The 23304-nt window shown below is 68.9% G+C and carries 25 protein-coding genes, 1 tRNA gene and 2 rRNA genes; 11 read left to right on the forward strand and 17 right to left on the reverse strand.

The features are described from left to right. The 3 genes from ACESK5_RS11490 to ACESK5_RS11500 form a co-directional block, all read left to right on the forward strand. Positions 1–121, forward strand: a 23S ribosomal RNA gene (locus ACESK5_RS11490); the annotation flags it as partial. Positions 122–283: 162 nt separating this feature from the next. Beyond that, positions 284–405: ribosomal RNA gene (rrf, locus tag ACESK5_RS11495) — 5S ribosomal RNA — on the forward strand. 359 nt (positions 406–764) lie between these two features. Continuing rightward, entirely contained in the window at positions 765–2333 is a 1569-nt protein-coding gene (locus tag ACESK5_RS11500) for a hypothetical protein (RefSeq protein ID WP_372911707.1), read from the forward strand. A gap of 102 nt (positions 2334–2435) precedes the next feature. Here the strand turns inward: ACESK5_RS11500 and ACESK5_RS11505 are convergent, their stop codons facing one another. From ACESK5_RS11505 to ACESK5_RS11520, 4 genes are all read right to left on the reverse strand, one after another. Further along, on the reverse strand, positions 2436–2792 hold the full coding sequence (locus tag ACESK5_RS11505; protein ID WP_372911708.1) for a hypothetical protein: 357 nt from the start codon (positions 2790–2792) through the stop codon (positions 2436–2438). Between the two features lie 11 nt (positions 2793–2803). Beyond that, entirely contained in the window at positions 2804–3310 is a 507-nt protein-coding gene (locus ACESK5_RS11510; protein ID WP_372911709.1) for a hypothetical protein, read from the reverse strand. A gap of 231 nt (positions 3311–3541) precedes the next feature. Further along, a complete protein-coding gene (locus tag ACESK5_RS11515; RefSeq protein WP_372911711.1) occupies positions 3542–4033 on the reverse strand; it encodes a hypothetical protein in 492 nt (163 codons plus the stop codon). Beyond that, positions 4017–4388: a hypothetical protein gene (locus tag ACESK5_RS11520; RefSeq protein WP_372911712.1), complete on the reverse strand. Its 372-nt coding sequence runs from the start codon at positions 4386–4388 to the stop codon at positions 4017–4019. The genes ACESK5_RS11515 and ACESK5_RS11520 overlap by 17 nt, the downstream gene beginning before the upstream one ends. Before the next feature lie 159 nt (positions 4389–4547). On the opposite strand from ACESK5_RS11520, the gene ACESK5_RS11525 reads away from it, so the two are divergent. Both ACESK5_RS11525 and ACESK5_RS11530 read left to right on the forward strand, forming a co-directional pair. Then, positions 4548–5738 (forward strand): redox-regulated ATPase YchF, encoded by a 1191-nt coding sequence (locus tag ACESK5_RS11525; protein WP_372911713.1) that lies wholly within the window; start codon positions 4548–4550, stop codon positions 5736–5738. Between the two features lie 75 nt (positions 5739–5813). Continuing rightward, positions 5814–6449: a universal stress protein gene (locus ACESK5_RS11530; RefSeq protein WP_372911714.1), complete on the forward strand. Its 636-nt coding sequence runs from the start codon at positions 5814–5816 to the stop codon at positions 6447–6449. Between the two features lie 76 nt (positions 6450–6525). Here ACESK5_RS11530 and ACESK5_RS11535 read toward each other — a convergent pair whose 3' ends face one another. Together ACESK5_RS11535 and ACESK5_RS11540 are read right to left on the reverse strand one after the other, a co-directional pair. After that, positions 6526–7116 carry a CinA family protein gene (locus tag ACESK5_RS11535; protein WP_372911715.1) on the reverse strand — a complete coding sequence of 197 codons (591 nt, stop codon included), beginning with the start codon at positions 7114–7116 and terminating at the stop codon, positions 6526–6528. Positions 7117–7169: 53 nt separating this feature from the next. Further along, on the reverse strand, positions 7170–9872 hold the full coding sequence (locus ACESK5_RS11540) for a leucine--tRNA ligase (RefSeq protein WP_372911716.1): 2703 nt from the start codon (positions 9870–9872) through the stop codon (positions 7170–7172). 172 nt (positions 9873–10044) lie between these two features. Between ACESK5_RS11540 and ACESK5_RS11545 the strand changes: the two genes are divergently transcribed. Next, a complete protein-coding gene (locus tag ACESK5_RS11545; RefSeq protein WP_372911717.1) occupies positions 10045–11025 on the forward strand; it encodes an AAA family ATPase in 981 nt (326 codons plus the stop codon). A 123-nt stretch (positions 11026–11148) separates the two neighbouring features. Here ACESK5_RS11545 and ACESK5_RS11550 read toward each other — a convergent pair whose 3' ends face one another. Genes ACESK5_RS11550 through ACESK5_RS11565 form a run of 4 tightly spaced genes read right to left on the reverse strand, consistent with a single transcriptional unit; the run spans position 11149 to position 14604 of the window. Then, the gene (locus ACESK5_RS11550; protein ID WP_372911718.1) at positions 11149–11790 is read right to left on the reverse strand and encodes a hypothetical protein; all 642 of its coding nucleotides are present in this window, start codon (positions 11788–11790) and stop codon (positions 11149–11151) included. Positions 11791–11846: 56 nt separating this feature from the next. Continuing rightward, entirely contained in the window at positions 11847–13157 is a 1311-nt protein-coding gene (locus tag ACESK5_RS11555; protein WP_372911719.1) for a DUF58 domain-containing protein, read from the reverse strand. Beyond that, entirely contained in the window at positions 13154–13732 is a 579-nt protein-coding gene (locus tag ACESK5_RS11560; RefSeq protein ID WP_372911720.1) for a hypothetical protein, read from the reverse strand. Before ACESK5_RS11560 ends, ACESK5_RS11555 begins: the two co-directional genes overlap by 4 nt. Next, entirely contained in the window at positions 13729–14604 is an 876-nt protein-coding gene (locus tag ACESK5_RS11565; RefSeq protein ID WP_372911721.1) for a DUF4129 domain-containing protein, read from the reverse strand. The genes ACESK5_RS11560 and ACESK5_RS11565 overlap by 4 nt, the downstream gene beginning before the upstream one ends. A 302-nt stretch (positions 14605–14906) precedes the next feature. Here ACESK5_RS11565 and ACESK5_RS11570 point away from each other — a divergent pair, with 302 nt between their 5' ends. Together ACESK5_RS11570 and ACESK5_RS11575 are read left to right on the forward strand one after the other, a co-directional pair. After that, on the forward strand, positions 14907–15608 hold the full coding sequence (locus ACESK5_RS11570) for a hypothetical protein (protein ID WP_372911722.1): 702 nt from the start codon (positions 14907–14909) through the stop codon (positions 15606–15608). Next, positions 15601–15738, forward strand: coding sequence for a hypothetical protein (locus ACESK5_RS11575; protein WP_372911723.1), 138 nt, complete (start codon positions 15601–15603; stop codon positions 15736–15738). The genes ACESK5_RS11570 and ACESK5_RS11575 overlap by 8 nt, the downstream gene beginning before the upstream one ends. A gap of 408 nt (positions 15739–16146) precedes the next feature. Here the strand turns inward: ACESK5_RS11575 and ACESK5_RS11580 are convergent, their stop codons facing one another. Beyond that, positions 16147–16896, reverse strand: coding sequence for an HAD family hydrolase (locus tag ACESK5_RS11580; RefSeq protein WP_372911724.1), 750 nt, complete (start codon positions 16894–16896; stop codon positions 16147–16149). A 131-nt stretch (positions 16897–17027) separates the two neighbouring features. Between ACESK5_RS11580 and ACESK5_RS11585 the strand changes: the two genes are divergently transcribed. Beyond that, entirely contained in the window at positions 17028–17690 is a 663-nt protein-coding gene (locus tag ACESK5_RS11585) for a hypothetical protein (protein ID WP_372911725.1), read from the forward strand. 48 nt (positions 17691–17738) lie between these two features. Here the strand turns inward: ACESK5_RS11585 and ACESK5_RS11590 are convergent, their stop codons facing one another. Both ACESK5_RS11590 and ACESK5_RS11595 read right to left on the reverse strand, forming a co-directional pair. Continuing rightward, positions 17739–18917, reverse strand: a complete 1179-nt coding sequence (locus ACESK5_RS11590) for an acetyl-CoA C-acyltransferase (protein WP_372911726.1) — start codon at positions 18915–18917, stop codon at positions 17739–17741. Positions 18918–19071: 154 nt separating this feature from the next. Then, complete coding sequence (locus tag ACESK5_RS11595; RefSeq protein ID WP_372911727.1) at positions 19072–19566, reverse strand: hypothetical protein; 495 nt, start codon at positions 19564–19566, stop codon at positions 19072–19074. A gap of 132 nt (positions 19567–19698) precedes the next feature. Here ACESK5_RS11595 and ACESK5_RS11600 point away from each other — a divergent pair, with 132 nt between their 5' ends. Further along, positions 19699–20949: a hypothetical protein gene (locus ACESK5_RS11600; protein WP_372911728.1), complete on the forward strand. Its 1251-nt coding sequence runs from the start codon at positions 19699–19701 to the stop codon at positions 20947–20949. A 124-nt stretch (positions 20950–21073) separates the two neighbouring features. Here ACESK5_RS11600 and ACESK5_RS11605 read toward each other — a convergent pair whose 3' ends face one another. From ACESK5_RS11605 to ACESK5_RS11620, 4 genes are all read right to left on the reverse strand, one after another. Further along, entirely contained in the window at positions 21074–21484 is a 411-nt protein-coding gene (locus ACESK5_RS11605) for a type II toxin-antitoxin system VapC family toxin (RefSeq protein ID WP_372911729.1), read from the reverse strand. Between the two features lie 3 nt (positions 21485–21487). Beyond that, entirely contained in the window at positions 21488–21754 is a 267-nt protein-coding gene (locus ACESK5_RS11610; protein ID WP_372911737.1) for an AbrB/MazE/SpoVT family DNA-binding domain-containing protein, read from the reverse strand. 127 nt (positions 21755–21881) lie between these two features. Further along, positions 21882–21956 (reverse strand) — tRNA-Glu (locus tag ACESK5_RS11615). Between the two features lie 175 nt (positions 21957–22131). After that, positions 22132–22350 (reverse strand): hypothetical protein, encoded by a 219-nt coding sequence (locus tag ACESK5_RS11620; protein WP_372911730.1) that lies wholly within the window; start codon positions 22348–22350, stop codon positions 22132–22134. A 218-nt stretch (positions 22351–22568) separates the two neighbouring features. On the opposite strand from ACESK5_RS11620, the gene ACESK5_RS11625 reads away from it, so the two are divergent. After that, complete coding sequence (locus tag ACESK5_RS11625; RefSeq protein ID WP_372911731.1) at positions 22569–23303, forward strand: SDR family oxidoreductase; 735 nt, start codon at positions 22569–22571, stop codon at positions 23301–23303. Position 23304 lies beyond the last annotated feature (1 nt).

A 23304-nucleotide genomic window follows, 5' to 3' on the forward strand; every position in this document is an offset into this window, starting at 1 on the left:
CCTGAAAAAGAGGTGTCACCGAGGTCACTCGTAGAAGACGAGTTCGATAGACTCGGGGTGTACGCGACGAGGCAACGAGTCGTTCAGCCCGCGAGCACTAACAGACCAAGCCATACTCATCCACTGTGAAGTGTGTGAGACCGCACTGTGACTCGAGATTGAAACGAGTCCAGGCGCAAACTGGATTGCACGTACGACACGACACGAGATCAGACCGACACGGAAGATCGGTTCGTCTACCGACGTTGGACTCGTACAGCGGTTCGACTCCGCTGGTCGGCGTTAAGGCGGCCACAGCGGCGAGGCAACACCCGTACCCATCCCGAACACGGAAGTTAAGCTCGCCAGCGTGTCGGTAAGTACTGGGGTGCGCGAGCCCCTGGGAACACCGATTCGCCGCCTCCACTCATACTACCCCTCTCATTTCACCCACACGAGAGCGCCAGCGCTAGCGCTCTCGAGACACGCCCCCCGCACGTGAACTCGTGGGGGGGTTTCGTACTTCGAACGCGAACGGCGAGTGAGAGCGACGGCCACAGCCACGACTCCCATCCCCCGACCGCGACGGCCACCTCGTCGGGCCGTCGAGCGCGCGCGAGCAGCACCGGACCGGTCAGGCACCTGGATTCGCCGAACTGCCCGTCTCAGCCCCTCTCCGGGATGATTGAACCGGTTAAATCCGGGTAAAACGTGACTGAACCGGGCCGAATCGGGGGTGAGCGAGCCCCTTGTTTAAGATATCGTGACTGTTCGTCGAAGGTGAGATGCGCCGCAAACTCACAGCCATCCTCCTCGCGGTGGTGCTGGTGACGACCGCTCTGTCGCCAGTGGCCGTCAGCGCACAGGAGACCGAGACGGAGACGACCAGCCCCGACATCACGCTCACGCAGGACCCCGCGACGGGGAACGCCACGGTGACCGTCACCAACGGCAGTTCACCGGTCGAGGCGACGGCGGTGAACGTCACGTCGGGTGTGACCTACGCGGGTGAGGGAACGTACACGACCGACGCGACCGGCACGGTCGAACTCCCGAACCCCGACCAGCCAGTCGACGTCGAAGTCGACGTGACGGTCGACGGGACGACCACGACCGAGACGTTCGCGTTCGTGCCGGTCGAGGACTCCGTCGACGTGGCCCTCACACAGAACGACGACGGGACGGTCCACCTGGAAGCCATCCAGTACGGTGACGCGCTCGCGGGGGCCGAGGTGGACGTCACCGCGACTGTCGCCTACGCCGGCGAGGGAGCGTACACGACCGACGAGAACGGCACGGTCGGCCTGCCCGAGCCCGCTAACGCGACCGAACTCACCGCCGTGGTGACCGCAGGCGACGTTGAGGCCATCCAGACCGCAGCGGTCGAGCCGATCGCGGAGTTCGAGGTCGCGGTCGAGACGAACGACGACGGGACGGCCACGGTCACCGTGACGCGCGACGACGTGGCAGTGGACAACGCGACGGTCGCTGTCGAGTCGGACACGGCCTACGCGGGGAACGGGACGTACACGACCGACGAGAACGGGACTGTCGCGCTCCCGGAACCGGCGGAGACGGTGACCGTCACCGTCACCGTCACCGACGCTGACGACGAAACGACGACGTCCGCCGAACTGTCGCCGGTCGACACCGGACTCGCCGTCAGCGTCGTCCAGAACAGCGACGGGACGGCCACGGTGACCGTCACCGACGATGGGACGGCCGTCGAGAACGCGAGCGTCGACGTCACCTCGGACGTGGCGTACGACGGGAACGGGAGCTACGAGACGGACGCGACCGGCACGGTCGGTCTCCCGGCCCCCGACGAGAACCTCACGGTCACGGTGACCGCGGTCAACGGTAGCGAGGAGGTCACGACGACGGCCGACCTCGAACTCGTCGAGAACGGAGGGTACGCGAACTTCGGCCAGTGGATCTCCTCGTACGTCCAGCAGCTGAAGGACGAGGGGTACTTCGGCAAGGAGTTCGGCCAGAAGGTCTCCGAGTTCGCGACGGAGAACAACCCGGACGCGGACAACCGCCCCGACCACGCCGGGCCGCCCGAACGCGGTGAGGGCGACGCCGAGGCTGACGGTGAGGCCGACGACGAGGAACGTCGCGGCCCGCCGGAGCAGGCGAACGCCGACAAGGGTGCGGACGACGAGGACGACGAGACGGACGGTGAGACGACGGACGAAAGCAGCGAGGACGCGGACTGTGCGGCCGGTGCCGACGAGGAGTCGTGTGAGGGCGACGCCGACGGGGACGACGAGGACGACGCGCCCGGCAAGAGCGGGGACAAGGGTAACCGCGGTGGCAACGGGAACGGGAACGGTAACGGCCCGAAGCGGTAACGGCTCGAGACGACACCGGTCCAGAGACGACTCTTTTCGCTCGGAATCGACCAGTGCACGACTCCCGGAACCGACAGCTCACTCGTCCGAACCGAGCCGTCGTCAGCCCTCGCAGTTCGACAGTCCGACCGCCACCTCGGGTGAACCGTCGTCGAGATACGCGTGTCGGTACCACCGTTCGAGGCGGCGACGAATCGACGGGACGCGGGACGCCGTGGAGTCGACGCCGAGGGTGACGGTGAAACGGTCCTCGAAGGCAACCTGAGTCTCCGTCCCGTCGACGTGGTACCGCTCCGTGACGTCGACGCGGAACTCGTCGTCGGCACCGACGTCCGGGTCGACGTGGAACGTCTGTGACAGCCAGTTCGAGTCCCCCCCGAGTGTCGGGTCCTCTCGAACGGCCACGAAGACGTACGCGTCTCCTTCGATGCCGAAGAGGGTCGGCGTGGTCGTGCGCACGGTGCTCGTAGTCATCGCTGAACCGGAACCGTGTCTGCGCTCACTCCCCCTCCGGTTCCTGGCCGAACGGCTCGGTGGCTCCTCTCTCTGTCTCTCCCCCCTTCGTCCGCTCCAGTCGTGTCCCCCCTCTCTCCATCCGTTTCAGTCGTATCCTCCCCCTCTTCGTCGAAATTGTCCCCCCAGTGTCGGCGACACCACGTCTCGAGCACGGATTCGAGGGCGCCGACCCTGGGAGGTGACCCGAGGTTCGGGGCCGCAACCGTGACCGCGCTGGCGTCGCGACGTGGTGGGCCCGGGGACGCCGCGGGGTCGACCCGCCGGTCGACGTGGAGGACGAGCTCGTCGGACGGGCCGTCGCTCGGGTCGACGCGGACAGAGAACCGCAGCAAGTCAGCTCCCGGGCGCGTCTCGACCACCGTAGTGAAGACGTACTCGTCGTCGACACGTGTCGCCTCGGACGTCGACGGGAAGGGTCCCCCCTCGTGTGAACGCGGGCTGAACGTCGGCGTTCGGGTCATGGGTTGAAGGAGGTCGGTCAGCCGGTCCGGAGACCCGTGTGGAAACAGGAGCTCATGGGCGCGGCAGGGAGGCGCGTTGGTCGGTGCGGGCCCGACCGGTCCGACGCGACCTCTACTCTCGACGACGGGCAGGAGTCAAAAGGAGTTTCTGACCGATCTCTCCAAAAGGTGTCGCGGAGCCATCGGTTCCGTCGTCGGGTGTCGTCACGTTCGGGAGAACCACGTCGACTGTCACTCGCTCCGTGTGGTGAGGACGGCTTCGGGGAGACCCGCACGGGCCGCGACCCGTTCGGGTGGCACGTCGAACCAGCGGAGGGCGAGTCGGGCACCGCGCCTGACGGCGGGACGCGTCGTGTCACCGGTCGGTTCCCAGGGGTCGAGGGCCGGAGCGTTCGTCGGCGGTCCCGGCGGGAGCGGAGACGCGGGCCCGTCGCTCGACTCGTCGAGGTACGGAACGAGAGCCAACGACGCCATCGCGGCCGGGAGCACCCCCTTCGCGTCGTCGAAGTGGGTGTCGGGGGCGGACTCACCGTCGTGGTCCGGGCCGTCGCTTCCCGCAGCGGCCGTCCCACCCGTGTCGCGAGAGACGCTGGCCCCGCCGTACCGGTCGAGGCTCCCGGCGAGCGCGAAGTACCGTCGGGCGTCGACGTCGTCGACGAGTGCTCGTTCGAGGGCGCGCCGCTGGACGCGACGCACCCACCGCCGCTCACCGCTCGTCGGCACCGTCCGTCCCCTCCCGCGCCTTCGGTGCCGACAACGAGTGGTCGACGACGGTGCCCCCGGGGCGGAGGCTGACCGTCCCGAGTGTGACCGTCTCGCCCGTGTCGGCCGACGACGCGATGGCGCGGAGCGTCGCCTCCTGGTCGAGGTGGTCCCAGACGACGCGCTCGACGAGGCGCTGGAACGCCTCGGGGTCGGTCCACCCGGAGTCGATTGCCGAGGGAACGTGGACGACGAACTGGAGTTCCTCCTCCGTGACGTGGATGCCGACGCCGAACGTATCGGCGTCGGGTCGGGCGTCCGTTCCGTCCGTACCCCCGCAGTCTTCGGCTTCGGGGGTCGGGTCGGCGTCGCTCATGTCACACGTTCCGGGCCCGCAGGGCAAATACTCCGCGGTACGCCGCCCTCGCCCGCGAGCAGTCGATTCCCGTCCTTCGTCACCGGTGTGACAGGGGACGACGTGCCAACGGCGGTCGGGATAGCGGCGCTTTTGACCGGCGAGGAGCGACCCGAACCGATGAGCTATCGCATCGGCCTCGTCGGCAAGCCCTCGGTGGGCAAGTCGACGTTCTTCAACGCCGCGACGATGAACGACGTCCCCGAGGGGGCGTACCCGTTCACGACCATCGACCCGTCCGTCGGCGAGGCGTACGTCCGCGTCCCCTGTGCGGCCCCGGAGTTCGACGAGACGTGTACGCCCTCGGTCGGGTTCTGCGACGACGGGACCCGGTTCGTCCCGGTGAAACTCGTCGACGTAGCGGGTCTCATCCCGGGCGCACACGAGGGGAAGGGTCTCGGCAACCAGTTCCTCACCGACCTCAACGAGGCGGACGTCCTCGTCCACGTCGTCGACTTCTCCGGGCAGACAGACATCGAGGGTGAACCGACCGAGGGGCACGACCCGCGCGAGGACATCGACTTCCTGGAGGAGGAACTCGACCAGTGGTACCTCGACGTCCTGGAGAAGGGCCTCGAGCGCTACCGCTCGGGCTACCACGGCGCCGAGGGAGACGTCGAAGCTGACCTCGCGACGCAGATGGACGCCTTCCGAACCTCCGAGGAGGAGATCAAACAGGTCGTCCTCGGACTCGGCCTCGACCTGGACCCCGACACGTGGACGGAGGCGGACAAACTCGAGATCGCCCGCGAACTCCGCACCAGGACGAAGCCCATGGTCGTCGTCGCGAACAAGATGGACACGCCCGCAGCACAGGAGAACTACGCCGACGTCACGTCCGACCCCGACTACGACCACCTCACCGTCGTCCCCGCCTCAGCGCACGCCGAGAAGGCGCTGAAGGGGGGCGCGGAGGCGGGCGTCGTCGACTACGGGGCCGGCGACGACTCCTTCTCGGTCGCCGGCGACGTCTCCGCGGAGCAACGCGCGGGTCTCGAGCAGATTCGTGAGTTCGTCACCGAGTACGGCGGGACCGGGGTCCAGCGGGCGCTCGAAACCGCACTGTTCGACGTGTTCGGTGCGCTCGCGGTCTTCCCGGGCAGCGCCAACGGCCGGACCGACACCCAGGGTGTCTTCCGCGACTGCTTCGTCCTCCCGGAGGGAGCGACCACGGAGGACTTCGCGTACCACATCCACTCCGACATCGGCGACGGCCTCCTCCACGGCATCGACTGTCGGTCGGGGCGACAGATCGGCGGCGACCACGAACTCGACCACCGCGACGTGGTCGAACTCGTCACCACGGGGTGAGCCCAGTTCCCACTCCGCTGGAACCTGCTGTCGGTTATTTGAATAGTCGGGCGGGTGATGGGGGTGTGAGAGGCGATGTACGACGCTGTGCTCGTTCCGACGGACGGTAGCCCGGGTTCCGAACGCGCAGTCCGACACGCGGTGGACTTCGCCGAGACGTACGACGCGACGCTCCACGCTTTGTTCGTCGTCGACGACGGGGGTGACGCAGAGGACGACGCGGACGACGAACTCACCGAACGGGGTAAGCAGGCCATCGACCTCGTGCGCGAACAGACCGCGGACACGACGGTTCCGCTGGTCGCCGAACTCCGCCGCGGCGACCCCGCGTCGGAGATTCTCCGCTACGTCGAGACGACCGGGGTCGACCTGGTAGTGATGGGGACGCACGGCCGGACCGGCATCGAGCGACACCTGCTCGGGAGCGTCGCGGAGCAGGTGGTCCGCGCCGCGTCGGTCCCGGTCGTCACCCTCAACCTCCGGGGCGCGTCGGACCGGGTCACCTCGGAAGAGGAGGCCCGCGCCGTCGCCCGCGAGGCCGTCTTCGACGCGTACTCCGCCGGGTCGGACGACGTCGACCTCGACCCGGGGGCGTACCGCGAGCCACACGCGTGGGTGTTCGAGGGGAGTGTCGGCGACCGCCACGTCACCGTCTACGTCGACCGTGCGACGGGCGACCCACACGTCGTGGCGGCGCCGGACGAGTCGTGATGCGGCGGTCGTGACTCTCCGGAGGTCGCTGTTCCGGTAGGCAGAGACGCGCCACGGGCGTACTGCGACAGTTCGACTACGCGTCGGTGTCGGTCCCCGCGTCCGTTCCCGTTCTCGTTCCCGTTCCCGAACCCGTCTCCGGGTCGTCGGTGACCCCCTGGACCCCCGCGAGCAGATTCGACAGTGCTTGCGTCGCGCTCTGGGACTTCACCGCGTGGCGGTCGCCGTCGAAGACGTATCGGTCCGCGCGGGCGAACGACTCGTCGCTCCCCCACGGCGCGGCGTACGCGACACCGACGAAGACGAGGCCGACCGGTTTCTCGCTCGTCCCGCCCGTCGGTCCCGCGATGCCCGTCGTCGAGACGCCCCAGGTCGTCCCGGCGGTGTCTCGCACCCCCTGTGCCATCTCGCGGGCGACGGCTTCCGACACCGCGCCGTATGCGTCGAGCGACTCGCGTGAGACGGCGAGAGCGTCGAGTTTCGCAACGTTCGAGTAGGTGACGACTCCGCGGTCGAAGTAGTCACTGGACCCCGGAACGTCCGTCAGTCGTGAGCAGACCAGTCCCCCCGTCAGCGACTCGGCAACGGCCACCGTGTGGTCCCGTTCGCGGAGCGCCTCCCCGACGCGGGCTTCGACCGCGTCGTCTCGCTCGCTCGTCTCGGTCATACAGGGGGGCGGACCCGCGGAGACATCAACCCTCGCGTCCCGTCCCCGTCTCCTCAGTCGATGTGGATGGCGGGCTTGTCGGGCCGCGCCTTCCGCGCGAGAGCGTCGTCGGGGTCGTCGGTCGCCTGCCGCACCACGACCTCGGCCCCGAACTCCTCCTCGAAGAGCCAGGCGGCCTGCTCGAAGAGCGCCTGTTCCGTCTCGGGGGCGAGTGCGGGTTCCAGCCCCGGTTTCTCGTCGGCGACATCGGCGGCGAAGTCGGCGGCGGCCTCCCCGCGGTCACGGACCGTCTCGTCGGCCATGATCTGTCCGACGACCGCCGCGTCGGGGTCGGCCTCCCGGGCAATCTGGTACGCGCGGTACTTCCACTCCTGTGCGACCACGAGTTCGATTCGCTCGGGCGCGTCGATGCCGACGACGTCGGTGATACCGCGGACGTCTTCGAGCGTCCGCCGGATGAGTTCCCGTTCGATGCGGTAGTCGGGGACCGCCTGGAGCGGCTCCGGCCAGCGCGCCTCCGCGACCAGTCCCTCCTCGCCGAGCATGCTCCACAGTTCCTCCGCGAGGAACGGCGTGATGGGGGCGACGAACCGGGCGAGCGCCCGGAGGCCGCGCTCGTAGGGGTACTTGTACGGCGTCTCGTACGCCTGGTACCGCCGGAGCAGACGGACGAGGCCGTGGACCTCGCTCACCACCCGATGGAACCGGAACCGGTCGTAGTCCGCGGTGACGGCGGCGATGGTCCGGTCGAGTTCGCGTTCGAGGTAGGTGTCGTGCGGCGCGTGTTCGTCGCGGGCGGCCACCTCGTCGCTCTCGGCGTACGAGCGGACGAGGCCGTACACTTGTTGCTGGAGGTCGTACGAGGTGGAGACTTTTTTCGCGGTCCACTCGAAGTCCTGTCGCGGGTGTGCGGCCGAGAGGACGAACAGCCGCGTCGTCTCCGCACCGTACTCGTGGGGGGCGATGGCGTTGCCCTTCGACTTCGACATCTTCTGGCCGTCGTACAGCACCGTCCCCTGGTTGACGAGGCGATCGATGGGTTCGCGGACGTCGAGGAGGCCGAGGTCACACAGCGCCCGCGTGAAGAAGCGCACGTACAGCAGGTGGAGGATGGCGTGTTCGTCGCCGCCGACGTAGACGTCGATGGGCAGGAGGTCGTTCGCCCGGTCGGTGTCGAACGGGGCCGTCTCGAGGTCGGGCGAGAGGAAGCGGAGGAAGTACCACGCACTGTCGACGAACGTGTCCATCGTGTCCGTCTCCCGCCGCGCGTCCGCGCCGCAGTCGGGACAGGTCGTCTCGACGAACTCCTCGCTGGCGTCGAGCGGGTTGCCCGTCGTCTTGACGAACGCCGGGAGTTCGACGGGGAGGTCCTCGTCGGGCACGAGGACGTGCCCGCAGTCGTCGCAGTGGACGACCGGGATGGGCGTCCCCCAGTAGCGCTGTCGGGAGATGAGCCAGTCGCGCAGGCGGTAGGTCACGTGCGACTCGACGCCCGCCGCGTCGAGGAGTCGTTCCCGGGCGGCCGTGCTCGCGAGGCCGTCGTACTCGCCGCTCGCGGTGAGCATCCCGTCCTCGGTGAACGGTTCGTCCGGCAGATTCGTCCCCGACCCGTCGACCGGTTCGACGACCTGCTCTACGGGCAGGTCGTGCGCCGCCGCGAAGGCGTGGTCGCGTTCGTTGTGCGCCGGGACGCCCATCACCGCGCCCGTCCCGACGTCGTCGAGGACGTACGCGGCGACGTAGACGGGGAGGGAGTCGCCGGTGAGCGGGTGGGTCGCCCGGAGGCCGGTGTCGACGCCCGAGGTGCCGTCGCCCTCACCTCCGCGGACCATGTCGACGTACTGGGCGAGGGTCTCGTCCTCGGCGACGAGTTCGCGCGTGAGTTCGTGCCCCGGTGAGAGCGCGACGAACGTGCCGCCGTACACCGTGTCCAGTCGCGTGGTGAACACGTCGACCGTGGTGTCGCGGGCGGGCACGTCGAACGTCACCGTCGCACCCTCGCGGCGGCCGATCCAGTTCCGCTGTCGCTCGCGGACGCCGTCGGACCACCCAGTCAGGTCGTCCAGTCCGTCGTGGAGTTCGTCGGCGTACTCGGTGATGCGGAAGAACCACTGGTCGAGGTCACGCTGGCTCACCGGCGTCTCACAGCGCCAGCAGACGTCGACGGTCCCGGCGTCTCCCCGGTCGGCTTCCGTGCTGGTGTCGGTGTCAGTGTGAGCGTCGGTGTCGGCGTGGACCGCCTTCGAGTCCACCTGCGCGTCGGCGAGCACCGTCTCGCAGTCCGGACACCAGTTGACCGTCGCAGCCTTGTAGTCGACGAGGCCCTCGTCGTAGAAGCGTTTGAACAGCCACTGGTTCCACCGGTAGTAGCCGGGGTCACAGGTCGTCACCTCCCGCGACCAGTCGTAGCCGAAGCCCATCGTCTCCATCTCCTCGCGCATCTGTCTGATGCACGTCTCGGTCCACGACCGGGGGTCGGTGTTGCGGTCGTAGGCGGCGTTCTCCGCGGGGAGCCCGAAGGCGTCCCACCCCATCGGGTGGAGGACCTCGTCGCCCTGCATCCGCCGGTAGCGCGCGTACGCGTCCGTGATGGTGTAGTTGCGAACGTGCCCCATGTGGAGTTCGCCGGAGGTGTACGGGAACATCCCGAGGACGTACGTCGGGTCCGCCGCGTCGTCGGCCCGGTAGACTCCCTCCCGCTCCCAGACAGACTGCCAGTACTCCTGCACCCGCCCGTGGCTGTAACCCTGAGACATGGTAGAACGACCTTGGAAACCGTGTGCGGCCGAGGGATATGATTGTTCGGGCGGATCGCGCGGGCGACCCCCTCGCCGCGTCCGCGCACCCAGGGGGGCCAGCGAGCGTCAAGCCGGCCGCGTGGCTTATCGCGTGGATAATCAAGGATATTCGGCGGTTCCTCGGGCGTGTATGGACATCCACGACGCGTCCGCACGCTGTGACGCCGTTCTCGACACCGTCCTGGATGCGGTGGTCGGGGACAGAGCGACGATGGAGACGGTGCTGAGTGCGTTCCTTTCGCGGGGAAACGTCCTGCTCGAGGACGTCCCCGGGACCGGCAAGACGCTCACGGCGCGGAGTTTCGCCACCGCGCTCGGCCTCTCGTTCAGTCGCATCCAGTTCACGCCCGACCTCCTCCCGGCGGACATCACGGGGTCGTACGTGTTCGACGAGCGGACGGGCGAGTTCGACTTCGCGCCCGGTCCCGTCTTCTCGAACCTCGTCCTGGCGGACGAAATCAACCGGGCGTCGCCGAAGACGCAGGCGGCGCTTCTGGAGGCGATGGAGGAGGGGCAGGTCACGGTCGAGGGTACCACCCACAGACTCCCCGACCCGTTCTTCGTCATCGCCACACAGAACCCGGTCGACGAGGGCCAGGGAACGTTCCCGCTCCCGGAAGCCCAGAAGGACCGGTTCCTGGTGAAGTCCAGCCTGGGCTACCCGTCGGCCGACGGCGAGCGAGAGTTGCTCGACCGCCGCGCCGACCGGCGTGGTCGGCACCCGGCCGCGGAGAACCAGCTCGCGGGCGACGCGGTCCAGCGTATCCAGCGCGTCGTCGAGGACGTGCGCGTCTCCCCCGACGTCCGCGACTACGTCGTCAGCCTCGCCCGGGGGACGAGGGCGGACGACCGCGTCCAGCACGGGGTGTCGCCGCGGGGGACACAGCGACTCTTCGAGAACGCGCGCGCCCACGCCGTCCTCGACGGCCGGCCGTACGTTACCCCGGACGACGTGAAGACGGCCGTCCACCCGGTGTTCGACCACCGCGTCGTGGTGACGGCGAACGCGCGTGTCGACGAGGTCACCGGCGCCGACGTCGTCTCGGACGTGCTCGACGGGACGCCCGTGCCAACTGTCGACGGCACTGCCCGTCGCGTCGCCGGGCGATGACCGCAGCGGCGGCAGTCGGTCCAGAGGCGACAGTCGAGACGAGCGGTTGGTAGCCATCGGTCGACGCCGGTCGACCCCACGCCGCCGACGAGTGAGCGCTCGGTGTGACGCCGACGACGCCCGTCAGTCGTGAAGCGCCAGTGCCAGTCCCACGAGCGCGATCAGGAGTAACAGCAGTCCCGACAGCGACAGCCCCCCGCCACCGAGCGAGGACGCCACCCCCACGGCGACGACGGCGACGACCGCCACGGCGAGGGTCGCGGCGCCGTGACTCAGTTCGACCGGGGTCGTCGCGGCGTCCCGGCCCAACTGTTCGCCCAGGCCGACCGCGTGCTCCCCGAGGTCGTAGCTGACGACGACGAGCGTCCCGCTCACGACGAGCGGGTAGAACGACGTCGTGTGGAGGACGGCCGCGCCGAGGACCGACAGGAGGAGGAGCGCGGTGCCGACCTTGAGGAGTCGCCGGGAGCCGTTCTCTCGCAGGGGGACGACACTGCCGGCGACACACAGCACGCCGGCCGCGGTGACGGCCACCCGGGCAATTGTCTCGGGCCGGGAGACCGCGGCGACGCCGTAGCCGACCGCGGCGAGCGCGACACCGCCGGCGAGCACGAAGATGGCGCCGGCGAGCACCGTGTGACCGCGGTCCCGGAGTGCGTCGCCGACGGCGAGGAGGAGGAGGCCGAGTCCGACGCCGACAGCTGTCGGTGTCGCGTCAGCGGGTAAGAGCAAGAACGCGGACAAGAGCGCGGCTGTGACGGCCACTAGGCCGCTCAGCCTGGTCGGGCGACGGGTGACCGTGACGTGACTCCGAATCGCCGTCATCCGCGTCTTCCCCCCGCGGCCGCGAGGGTCGGCCCGAGCAGGTCGGCCGGCCCCCAGTCGACGACGTCGACGCCCACCTGACGGAGGCGGTGGAGCCGGTTCCGCCGCTCCACGCCCGCGAGTCGCTCGCCGACGGAACCGTCGGCGGTGGCGTCCGGGCTCAGCACGGTCACCGGGTGGCCGTGCGACTCGAGCGTCGTCGCCGCCCGCACGACCGCCTCGGCGCAGAGCGGCGAGAGCAACACGACCTGTGTCGCGTCGGGCAGGAGTGTGCGGAGGCGGTCGACCTGGTCGTCGACCGACTCCTCGGTCGAGCCGTTCGGGGGAGTCGTCGCCGAGAAGGCGGGGTGTGTCGCGAACAGTTCGTTCACCCGCGTCAGGTGGTCGGGACCGGCGCCCGGCGGGAGCCACGCGACGGCTCGACCGAACGCGGCGACGCCGACCCGGTTCCGACGGCTCGACAGCGTCCTGAACAGCTGTCGAGCCGCTGTGACGCTCCTGACGACGGCGTGTGGGTCGTCGGCGTCGTCGCCGGCGGCCCGGTAGGCCGACGCCGTGGCGTCGACGACGAGTACGACCGAGGTGGCCTGCTCCTCGCGGTACTCGACGGTCGTGAGGTCGCCGTCACGGGCGTAGCGGTTCCAGTCGATGCGGCTGGTGGGGTCGCCGCGGCGGTAGTCGCGGGTCCGGTGGAACTCCACCCCTGCCCCACCCTGCTCGGAGACGACGTGACCGGCCTCCCGGACCGTGAGGTCGCGTGCGGGGTCGGTCGTCTCGTTGAGGGCGCAGTCGACGGTGGTCTCGGTGCCGACTGCGGTTTCGACCTCCCAGGCGCCGCTCGCGTCCCTGACGACCACCGTCGCCGGGTCGAAGTCGTGGGTCCCGTCGGTGGCTTCGACGGTGTACTCGACCGTCGCCTCGCTCCCCGGACGGAGGAACGCGGCCCCACGGGGCGTGCCGTCGACCACCGACAGCGCCGCGGGCACACCGTCGACGACCCGACAGTCGAACAGCGTCGACCCGCCGTCGTTGCGGACGGTGACCGTCACCTCGACGGGGTCTCCCGGTGCCGGGGTGTCGTCGTCCAGTCGCCGGTCGATGGTGAGTACCCCCGCGGGGTCGGGCGGCGCCGTGAGCCGCGGGTACGCCGCGAAGACGAGAGCCGGGACTGCGAGCAGCACGAGGACGGACTCGTCGGCGACGAGGCCGACGGCGGCCGCGACGAGGCCGACGGCGACCACGCCCCGCCATCGGTTCGTCCGCCGTGGTGTCGGGTCGTCGCCGTCGGTGACGGTGGCCGTACTCACGTCGACCCCTCCCGCTCGGTGGCGAGCACCGCCCTGGCGACGCGACGCGTCGCGTAGTCGTAGGGGTGCGTCGCGTGGCGGAGCGACCCGGCCAGTGCGCGCGGCGAGAGCGTCGTCCCGTCGGCGAGGAACGTCGCCGCCACGGGGTCGGAGCACCACTCACCCTGCTCGACGCGGGTCAGCGCGGTCCGATGACTACACCCTCGCGAACGGGCCACGGCCCCCGCCGCGGTCCGCCGCAGTCGCTCACGGAGGCGGGCCCTGCGCTCCGCCCCGACGACGGGGAGTGCGAGCGCGAGGGAGGTCCGCGTCTCGTCGAGTTCCCGGCCCGCTGGCGCTGCCGTCGCCGGCCACTCCGGGTCCGGTGTCTCGGTCTGGTCGAGGTTCGCGGCGCGGCCCGAGAGAACCACCGGGACCGACAGGAGGAGGGCGGCGCCCCCCACCGAGGCAACGACGAGGTAGTCGCTCCCGACCGAGTCGACGAGCGACTCGACCGGCAGGGCGGCGTCGGTAGCGAGCGCTACACAGAGCGCGGCGACGCCGGCGACCCCCGCGAGCAGTCGTCGGGTCTTCACAGCCGACCCTCCCGCACCCCTCGGTCAGGGCTCGTCGACCTCGTCGTGGTGCTGGCCACGGCCTGGTCGAGCCACCGTCGCGCTCGCCGTGAGCGCTCTTCGGTGACAGGGGCGGCACCGTACCGCGTCCGCTCGAAGAGGTCCGTCAACGGTCGGACGGCGTTCGGGTCAGCCCCACGCTCGACCGCGGCCTGAGCGCGTTCTGCCGGCGTGAGGTGGTGTGCGTCCGCGAGGTCGAACCGCGCCATCAGTTCGAACCACGCCCGGCTCACCTCGTTCGACGGTTCCGTCGGTCCGACTCCGACGTCGGAGTCGGCGACCCGGACCGTGCCGTCGTCCGGGTCGTCCGGCCACAGTCGCCTGAGCAGGACGACCCCACCGACGATGAGACCGGCGAGCAGCAACACCACGGCGAACACCCGGAGGAGTTCGAACAGCACGTCGAGGAGGCTCCGTTCCGACACGGAGACGCCGCCGGAGTCTTCCCCACGGTTCGACGCCGACCCCGTCGCTCTCGCGTCGCTCCCGCCGGCAGCACCGTCCGTGCCGCCGCCACCAGCACTGCCCGACTGGGCGGCGTCGCCGGACGCTTCCTCGGATTCGCCGCTCGAAGCCATCGACTCGTCGGTCTCACCCTCGCCGTCGGTCGTTCCCGACGCAGTCGGCTCCCCGTCGGCCTCCGTCGGTTGCCAGCGCTCCTTCAGTCGCTCCGCCTCCTCGGACCCGACGGGGAGTTCCTCCCAGTCGGGGTCGACTGTGTCGCCCGGGTCGCTCGACACGGCGTCGTCGAGGGATGCCGCCGCCGACCCGACCGCGAACAGGCAACACGCCAGGACGCAGAGCGTCAGCAGTCGGTTCCAGTGTGTGTGCATGTCGTCCTCGGCCGTGCCTCTCGCCCGGACGGTGTTTATTATCTCCCAGACAACTCCGACGGCGAGCAGACCCGTGGTCCGTGTGGGTTCGGTCCGGTCACCGTTCCGCCGGTCACTCGACGGTCCGGTTCCGGGGCGCCGAGTGGCTCCGGACGCCCCGGTCCCCGGCGGGTCACCCCTCGGCGGTTCACTGTTTCGACCGTTTCACGCCCGAAACGGTCCGGTTACGACTCCGTTAAGCCGCTGCAACAGTCCGAACGGGCGTATCCGGTTATTATGACGGCGCTGGACGGTCACGGTAGATGTCAGTCGACGCGACCGATACGACGCCGGACGGGTCGGCCACGGCCAGGCCACACGAGAAACCGACGGGGACCGACGCCGAGGAGTTCGGCCCCGACGAGGTGTTCCACCTGCTCCAGAACCAGCGCCGGAGAGACGTGCTCCGCGTGCTCAGAGACGTCGACGAAACCGTCGAGATGTCGGACGTCGCCGAACAGGTGGCCGCCTGGGAACACGACACGACCGTCGAGGCGCTCACCTCCAGCCAGCGCCAGCGTGTCTACATCTCCCTCTACCAGCGACACCTGCCGAAGCTCGACGACGCCGGCGTCATCGACTACGAACAGAGCCGCGGACGCGTGACGCCCCGGCCGCGAGCGGACTCGGTCGGTCGCTACCTCGAGCCCAGACGGGGCGACGCGGCCGCAGACACGACCGACGGCCACAGTCGGCACGCCGACGGCGCACCCGGAGCAGCCCAGGCGGACAGTTCATCGACCGACCCGGACGCCGCCGAACCGTCCGACTCGAACACCGCCGAATCGCCAGACACGACCGACCGGTGGGCGGCCTACTCGCTGGTCGCCTCGGTCCTCGCAGCCGTGGGACTCACCCTGACGGCGGCGGACGTCTCGTTTCTGGCCACGCTTCCGAACCTGTCCGTTGCCGCGGCCACGGTGGCTACGTTCTTCGTCCTCTCGGTCGCTCGGCTCCGTGACTGAGCGACCGTTCGACCCCGAACTCTCGCAGAGCGTCCCCGAGGCAGTGGCCCGTCCTCTGGCAGTCGAGCGGACGACCGGAGAGAGCGTCGCGGCTCACGAGTCGGCCGAGTCGGTCGACGCGGGAGCGTAGAAGCCTCCGCCTGGCGCCGAAATGTAGAAGGCCCCGTGTGGCGCGGAGGTGTAGAAGGCTCCTTCGGAAGCGTAGAAGACTCCTCGTCCGAGCGATACTCTTCGTGGAACTGTACAGAACGCGACGAGCATCCCCCGTCCCCGGCGTGGGCATGGTCTAAGTGGTGGTGGGTGGTGGGTGGGGCAGACGCCGGGGTGGGTTGTGGGCACAGGGTGGCTATCGGGCGGTGCAGGTCGGGTGGTGGGGTTGGTCTCCCCTCCGTGGGGCTGACGCACGTACCACCATGCCGGTGGTGGGGTGGATCACCATCGGTGAGTGGTACACTTCCGTGTACTGGCTCCAGTGGTATCGTTATCCGGTCGACAACCGGCCGTGAGTCGACTCGACTCGCTGTCTCGCGAGCGGTGCTCACCGCGTGCCCGACGCCCCGTCGAGCACACCCGAGAGGGCGTCGATTCGCTCGAGGACGTACGTCGGGCGCTCGACGCCGGCCCATCGCTGCCCGTCCCACCCTTCGCTTCCGCCGACCCACGCGACGGGGAGGCCCGCCCGGTGGGCACCGACCACGTCGTGTTCGGCGGAGTCACCGACGTACAGCGTCGTCCCCGCGCGAACGTCGAGTGCGTCGAGTGCCTCCTCGAACGGGTCGGGTTCGGGCTTGCGTCTGGGGAGATCACCGGCGTAGACGACGACGTCGAACGCCTCCGCGATTCCGAGAGCGTCGAGTTTCACGCGCTGTCGGGACGCCGGGCCGTTCGTCACCAGACCGACGAGGCCACGCTCGCGTGCCGCGGTGAGCGCTCGTTCGGCACCCGGGGTGAACGAGACGGCACGGTAGTCGACCGTCTCGTGGAACCCCTCCGCGAGGCGCCGTGCGACCGCCCTCGCCTCCGACCCATCGGCAGTCTCATCGTGAGGGCCGACGGGCGCAGAGGAGTCACTTCGTCCCGTCAGAACCTGTGCGAAGCCGTCCGCGAGGTAGTCCGTCGGGTCGCCCGGTGGCGGGTCGCCGTCGAGCACCTCCCAGAGGTCTGTCGGGCGACCCACGGGGTCGACACCGGCGTGCTCGAACGCCCCGTAGTAGATGGTCTCCGCCGACTGTTCGTGACGACAGAGCGTGTCGTCGAGGTCGAACAGGACGGCGTCGAACGCGGACACGTCCCTGCTACGGTCCGAGTCGTCAAAAGGACAGCGTGACCACAGCGTCACTACACACTCACGTTCGCCGGGTCGCCACCGACAGATTTGGCCGTACGACTATATATTTCGGCCGCGAATCGGTCTGCGTGATGGGGGACCCGTCAGACGGGGAGAGCGAGACGTATCGCCGAGGGGAAGAGACGCGCCGAGAACGAGTGTACGCGGCGCTGTGTGACGCTCGCTGTCGCACCGTCCTCGCGGTCCTCGATCGAGAGGGACCGGCGCCTCTCGAGGAGCTGGCTGCGGCCGTCCGTGCCGAGGAGCGCGGCGTCGCCGTGGACGCCGTCTCGGACGCGGACGCCGAACTGCACGAACTCTACCACGTCTCCCTCCCGCGGCTCGAAGCGGCCGGCCTCGTCTCGCGGGACGGCGACGTGTTCCGCGCGTCTCTCGACGGCCACGAGGCCGTTCCGGACGTCCGGGCGTTCCTCGAGACGGGGCGGCGTCGCGCCGCGTCGTCACTCCGACATCTCACGCTCCCCGAACGACGGGCGGCCCTCGCTGTCGTCTCTGCGACGGACGAGCCGATGCAGCTGTCGATGCTCGTCGCCGGGATGAGGCGACTGGACGACTTCGACGCCGACGAGGACCCGGACGACGCACTCCCGGTCGCGCTCCACCACCTCCACCTCCCGGTACTCGACCGGGCTGGACTCCTCCGATACGCTCCCGACCGGAAGCTAATCGAGCCCGCGGAACCGCCGTCTGCGGAAGAGGGGCCGGCGGAAGCGGAGTCGTCGCCCCACGACTGAGCGCGTGACTTCGAACGACGAGCGCCGCCGGAGTCGCTCGGAGGGTGCTCACGCGCGCTGCCACAGCGACATGACCGCGCCGCCGCCACCGAGGCTCATCCCGACGAGGCCGAATTCGAGGTCTTCGGCGACGAGTTGGTACGCCAGCGACGTCGCCAGCATCCCGCCCGACGCACCGATAGGGTGGCCGAACGCGACGGCACCGCCACAGGGGTTCATCTTCTCGCGCGGGATGCCGAGTCGCTGCATCACGTAGACCGACTGCGCGGCGAACGCCTCGTTCACCCAGAACGCGTCGACGTCGGCGACGTCCGTCCCGGTGGTGTCGAGCAGGTGCTCGACGACGTCGCCGACGGCCTCGTTGAACTCGTCGGGCGCGCGGTAGACGAAGTCGTAGTCGACGAGGCGGGCCATCGGGTCCAGCCCCGCGTCGGCCACCGCCTCGGCGTCCCCGAGGAGCACCGCGCCCGCCCCGTCGGAGAGCTTCGACGCGTTCGCGGGCGTGATGGTCCCGTCCGGACGGAAGGCCGGCGAGAGCGCCGCGAGGTCGTTAATCGTCGACTCGGGCCGCGGCCCCTCGTCGTGTTCGACGGTCTCCTCGCCGGCCTCGACCGGGACGATTTCGCTGTCGAACACGCCCTCGTCGATAGCGCGGGCGGCACGCTGGTGGCTCTCCAGGGCGTACGCGTCCTGAGCCTCCCGCGAGAGGTCGTACTCGTCGCCGAAGCGGTCGACGAGCCGCTCTGTTATCTCGCCCATGTGGACGTCGAGGTTCACGTCCCAGAGCGCGTCGAGGAGCATCGAGTCCTTCAGCGTGACGTCGCCGTGTCGTCGTCCCTTCCTGTAGCCGGGGAGGACCCACGGCGCGTTCGTCATCGACTCGAACCCGCCGGCGACGGCGAACGAGGCCCGTCCAGAGGCGATGCGGTCGGCGGCGAGCGTAATCGCCCGTACTCCCGACCCAGACGCCTCGTTGACCGTCGTCGTCGGCGTCGTCTCGGGGAGCGAGGACTCGACGACGACCTGTCTGCCCGGTACCTGTCCGATCCCGGCCTGGATGGCGTTGCCGAGACAGACCCAGTCGACCGTCGCGGGGTCGAGGTCGACGCGGTCGAGGAGGCCGTCGACGGCCACTCGGCCGAGTTCGACGCTCTCGACGTCTGCGAGCGACCCGAGGAGGGTTCCGTGTGGCGTTCGCGCGCCGTCGACGAGGACGATGTCACCCATGTCGTCGTCTATCGCCGACGACGTTCATCAGTGTTACCCGGGACCGGACGTCGGCGACCAGGGCGGGACTGCCTCGACCGGAGGGACGACGGTGCGTTCTTGTCCGCGGTGGTCGCGTGTGGGAAACCGGTCCGTCGAGCGGGTGTGAAGCCGCTCAGCCCCGCTCCGCGACGGAGAGATACAGTGCGTAGTTACCGGTCCGTTCGCCCGACTCCTTCTCTTCGACCTGCTTGAGGTTGACCTCTACGCGACGGCTGTAATCCTCCATCCCGACGACCCACGAGAACAGTCCCGCCGCCGTCTCGATGAACGCCGCATCACCGGTGAGTCGGACGGTGGAGATGTCGGTGGGGAACGTACTGCCGGAGAACCCGCTCGGCTTCTCGACGGTCGCCCGCCGGTGCTCGACGGTCGATGGCCGGTCCCTCCTCGCCAGCCACTCCACCGCGTCGGCCTTCCGTACACTGCCGCTCTCGGTCGTGGGCAACTGCTCGAGGTCGGTCGGTGCTGGCTCGGCGTCGCGTGTCTCGTCGTCCTCGCCGCCCGTCCCTGTCCCGTCCGGTCGCCGAGTCGACGTCGAACACTGTGGGCACGCCCCACCAGTCTCGCCCGCTGGGAGGAGCGTGCCACATCCGTCACAGAACTGCATGGACGTCCTGCCGATTACCTGTCGACGGCATGAACGTTCCGTGCCAAGTATCAGTTCTGTCACTCGGCTCGGCACCGACCGAACGAGTCCGCCCTCCAGAACCCTCTTACCTGTCGGCTCGGACTCCCGTCTATGGCAGCCGCATCGCTCTCCGAACCACAGGTGCTCGCACACGCGAAGCGACGACTGTTCCCCGACGCCTCCGAGCCGAACGCCTACTCGGTCGTGGACACCCAGTTCGCGGCCGACGAGTGGCTCTCCGGGACGCCGATTCCGCACGAACTCCGCACACAGTTGGCCCCGTTCAATCGTGTCCGACTGGGTGGCGGCTATCCGGACCTCGTCGGGGTTCGTCGTCTCGAGTCCGAGCTCCTGGCTGTCGAGCGGTTCGGCGACCAGCCACCGCTCGTCGCCGTTGAAGCCAAGGGCTATGCCACCGACGGCTCTGTCGACGTCGAGCGAGGAATCGTCCAGGCGTACGACCGCCTCCACGAGGCCAACGCGGCGTACGTCGCCGCGCCGCGGACCGCGGTCTCGCAGTCGGCCCGGACGCTCGCCCGCGAACTCAACGTCGGCGTGCTAGGTGTGGCGACCGACGGTCGGGTCGACGCGCTCGAGGTCCCTCGAGTCGTCGGGAACCGGACCTCGGACGACGCGACCGCTATCCGATTCCAGGCGACTGCACAGGGAGTCGCCGACGCGTCGTTCGGACTGAACCACCCGAAGAACTACCTCGCGTACCCCCTCGCACACTACCACGAGGAGACGACCGAGGCACTCCTCGAGCGGCACGTCGTCGGCGCGACGGACGACGCCCGTCGCGGGGCTGAGTTCCTCGGGCTCGTCGAGCAGGTCCCGTCCGGGGTCTCCCCGACACCGCTCGGCGAAGAAGTGGTCCGGTTCGCCCTGCACCGCCACGGGTCGGTCGACGCCGCACTCCCGGTGTTCGAGAACTGGAAGCGGTCGCGGAAACGGTTCTGTGACGTCGCCCCGGAGTGGGGACTCCTCGCTCGGCGCGTCGTCTGGGCGTATCCGGCGACACAGCTGCTCGTCGAAGAGCTCCAGACGATGCACGACGACGGGGTCACGGAGCCGTCGCTCGTCGACCTCGTCGAGTGGCTCCACGTCCAGCACCCCACGTTCACCGTCGAACTCTTCGTCCGTGGGACTGACGCCGTCCGCTCGCGCGTGCTGAGCGACGACGGCGAGCTCCGGGTATCCGAACTCGTCGACGGGAACGTCTTTCACTCGCCGACCGTCTTCCAGCTGAAGACCATGCTGTACCATGCCGGTCTCCTCGCCGACCGTGGGCGGGAACCGCACCGACTCGACCCGACCGGAGACACGTGGCGACTGCGGGAGCCGCTCGACGCCGGCCGGTAGCCCCGGGTTCGGGGTGGATACGTAGCGGTACCTGCCGGTCGAACACTGTCGAGGTACACCCGAGAGAGTACCCGATCGGTGGGGCAGGGTCGGAGTCACCTCTCGGGCCGATCGAACTCACCGTTCACTCGTCAGTGTCGTCAGCGTCCGGTTCGAGCGGTGTTCGGTCTAGCCCGACCGTGTCGTAGTCTTGCTCGCTCGAAAGAACATCTTCACCACTCGTGGCTGCGACCCCGGCGTGGAGCGCGTCGAACGGTGTTAGCTGGTACTCCTCGATGAACGTTGCCGCCGCGAGGACGGCGTCTTCGTGCTCCGGGGGCGTTATCGGAACGAGTTCGAGCAGGTTGGCGATCGCTCTTGGTGCGTCGATCTCGTAGTCAGCCTGTTCGCGGTCGTAGAAGAGTACCAGTACCTCGGCGTACGCGAGAATCGACGTGTGGATACCTTCTCGTTCGTCGAGCGCCCGGAGTGCCGACTCGCGAAGCCAGTCCTCGTCTTTGACCAGTGCGGTCAGAAAATCGGTTTCCACGTACACGGCTCAGCTCTCGCGGTTCGTCTCTCGGAGTCTAGTCTCTGTCTCGACCTCCTCGGAAACGGCCTGCCGTGCTTGTTCTTTCAGCTCGTCCGCGTCTGTCCCCTCGAAGGTGTCTCCGACGGCTTCACGAAGTCCCTCTAACGGGTCGTCGTCTACGGGAAACAGAGCGACGTGGCTCGGCAGCTCGACGATACGGTACTTCTCGCCGAACCGGTCTCTGACGTCCTTCGGGAGGTAGAGACGTCCCCGCTCGTCGGTCGATTTCGACATACCGACGCTTGTATGGGAGTAAAGTAAAATCTTCCCACTCAAACTGAAAATTCCCGCCAGCCGGGACGTCTGAAGCGCAGCACTCGGGGCCCCGGTGGTATCGACAGGAGGCGGCGGCAGGAAGGGATGCTCCGTCAGGGATTCGAACCCTGGTCCTTGCCGTGAGAGGGCAAGATGATTGGCCGGACTACACCAACGGAGCGTACACTCTCCGGTAACGCTGAGATACGTAAAACAGTTCCGTTTCACGTGTGCCGTGTGCCGGTTTGACGCACGTCGAGAGGGGTGTCGGGCACACGTCGCGTCGGCCCGATTCTCCGACCACTCGACTGCCGTCACACCGGAACGGGGCCGAGACTCACACCCAGACCCGGCGGTCAGGTCGAAGGCTGCGGCGCGACGCCCGGCACGATGGCCTCTCGGTCGCGCGTGTAGGGCGTCGCGTAGTCGGTACGCGGTGGTCGGTCGACCCCGTCGGTCCGTGGTTCGGTGGGGGGTGACGCGGTATCGGACGTGTCCTCGGGCTGAATCGGGACCAACGGCTTGATGTCGGTCGTCGGTCGGGTCGTCTCGGGTTCTGTCGGTTCGAAGCTCATCGGTCGGTTGTCACTGTGGGGAGCGTCGGTCGAACGTCGGTACGGTCGAACGGGTCGGCAGTCACGCCGGAGGAGAGCGTCAGTCGCGTACGGATACGACCGATTTCATCGTACCTACTCGCAAGGGCGCACCCCACATAATCTTAATGGCAGTTCATGATAGATGCTCGCAGGGGGCTGGACTGAAGTACCCCGGTTGCGGACGCACACGCGGACACATGCACGACCTGTCGACGCGGTCGGTTCTCGTCACGGGAGCGAGTTCGGGTATCGGGGAAGCGACGGCCCACGCCGTCGCGGCGGAGGGAGCGTCCGTCGCGCTGGCGGCCCGACGAGAAGAACGGCTCGACGCCATCGCCGACGCCATCGCCGACGAGCACGGTGTACCGACGAGAACCCTTCCGACGGACATCCGCGAGGAGGAACAGGTTCGGCGAATGGTCGCCGAGAGCGTCGACGCCTTCGACGGACTCGACGTCGTGGTGAACAACGCCGGCCTGGGGCGGGGTTCCGACGTCGAGTCGCTGACGACCGAAGAGTACCGGCAGATGATGGCGACCAACGTCGACGGGTCGTTCTTCACGACGCGGGCGGCTCTCCCACACCTCGCGGAGTCGCGCGGCAACCTCGTCTTCGTGGGGAGTTTCGCGGGGCAGTACCCACGACCGTTCAACCCCGTGTACGCGGCGACGAAGTGGTGGCTCCGTGGCTTCGCCCACAGCGTCGCCGCCGAGGTGGGAGAGGAGGGCGTCGCGGTCACCGTCGTCAACCCCAGCGAGGTCCGCACGGAGTTCGGGAGCGAAGACGGCGACCCGTTCGAGGAACGCTTCGACGCCGGCGAGGTGACCGAACCGGAGGAAATCGCCGACGCCATCGTCTTCGCGGCCCGTCAGGACCGCTCGACCGTGCAGGAACTGGACCTCTACCGGCGGGACAAGTTCAGCGGGTTCTGAG

The sequence above is a fragment of the Salinigranum sp. genome (assembly GCF_041641895.1).
Taxonomy (GTDB): Archaea; Halobacteriota; Halobacteria; order Halobacteriales; family Haloferacaceae; genus Salinigranum.

Bases quoted from the DNA above. Each gene is read 5' to 3' on its own strand.
- ACESK5_RS11500 (WP_372911707.1), top strand. From the start codon at position 765: ATGCGCCGCAAACTCACAGCCATCCTCCTCGCGGTGGTGCTGGTGACG.
- ACESK5_RS11510 (WP_372911709.1), bottom strand. From the start codon at position 3,310: ATGACCCGAACGCCGACGTTCAGCCCGCGTTCACACGAGGGGGGACCC.
- ACESK5_RS11520 (WP_372911712.1), bottom strand. From the start codon at position 4,388: ATGAGCGACGCCGACCCGACCCCCGAAGCCGAAGACTGCGGGGGTACG.
- ACESK5_RS11525 (WP_372911713.1), top strand. From the start codon at position 4,548: ATGAGCTATCGCATCGGCCTCGTCGGCAAGCCCTCGGTGGGCAAGTCG.
- ACESK5_RS11530 (WP_372911714.1), top strand. From the start codon at position 5,814: ATGTACGACGCTGTGCTCGTTCCGACGGACGGTAGCCCGGGTTCCGAA.
- ACESK5_RS11535 (WP_372911715.1), bottom strand. From the start codon at position 7,116: ATGACCGAGACGAGCGAGCGAGACGACGCGGTCGAAGCCCGCGTCGGG.
- ACESK5_RS11540 (WP_372911716.1), bottom strand. From the start codon at position 9,872: ATGTCTCAGGGTTACAGCCACGGGCGGGTGCAGGAGTACTGGCAGTCT.
- ACESK5_RS11545 (WP_372911717.1), top strand. From the start codon at position 10,045: ATGGACATCCACGACGCGTCCGCACGCTGTGACGCCGTTCTCGACACC.
- ACESK5_RS11565 (WP_372911721.1), bottom strand. From the start codon at position 14,604: ATGCACACACACTGGAACCGACTGCTGACGCTCTGCGTCCTGGCGTGT.
- ACESK5_RS11570 (WP_372911722.1), top strand. From the start codon at position 14,907: ATGTCAGTCGACGCGACCGATACGACGCCGGACGGGTCGGCCACGGCC.
- ACESK5_RS11585 (WP_372911725.1), top strand. From the start codon at position 17,028: ATGGGGGACCCGTCAGACGGGGAGAGCGAGACGTATCGCCGAGGGGAA.
- ACESK5_RS11590 (WP_372911726.1), bottom strand. From the start codon at position 18,917: ATGGGTGACATCGTCCTCGTCGACGGCGCGCGAACGCCACACGGAACC.
- ACESK5_RS11595 (WP_372911727.1), bottom strand. From the start codon at position 19,566: ATGCAGTTCTGTGACGGATGTGGCACGCTCCTCCCAGCGGGCGAGACT.
- ACESK5_RS11600 (WP_372911728.1), top strand. From the start codon at position 19,699: ATGGCAGCCGCATCGCTCTCCGAACCACAGGTGCTCGCACACGCGAAG.
- ACESK5_RS11610 (WP_372911737.1), bottom strand. From the start codon at position 21,754: ATGTCGAAATCGACCGACGAGCGGGGACGTCTCTACCTCCCGAAGGAC.
- ACESK5_RS11620 (WP_372911730.1), bottom strand. From the start codon at position 22,350: ATGAGCTTCGAACCGACAGAACCCGAGACGACCCGACCGACGACCGAC.
- ACESK5_RS11625 (WP_372911731.1), top strand. From the start codon at position 22,569: ATGCACGACCTGTCGACGCGGTCGGTTCTCGTCACGGGAGCGAGTTCG.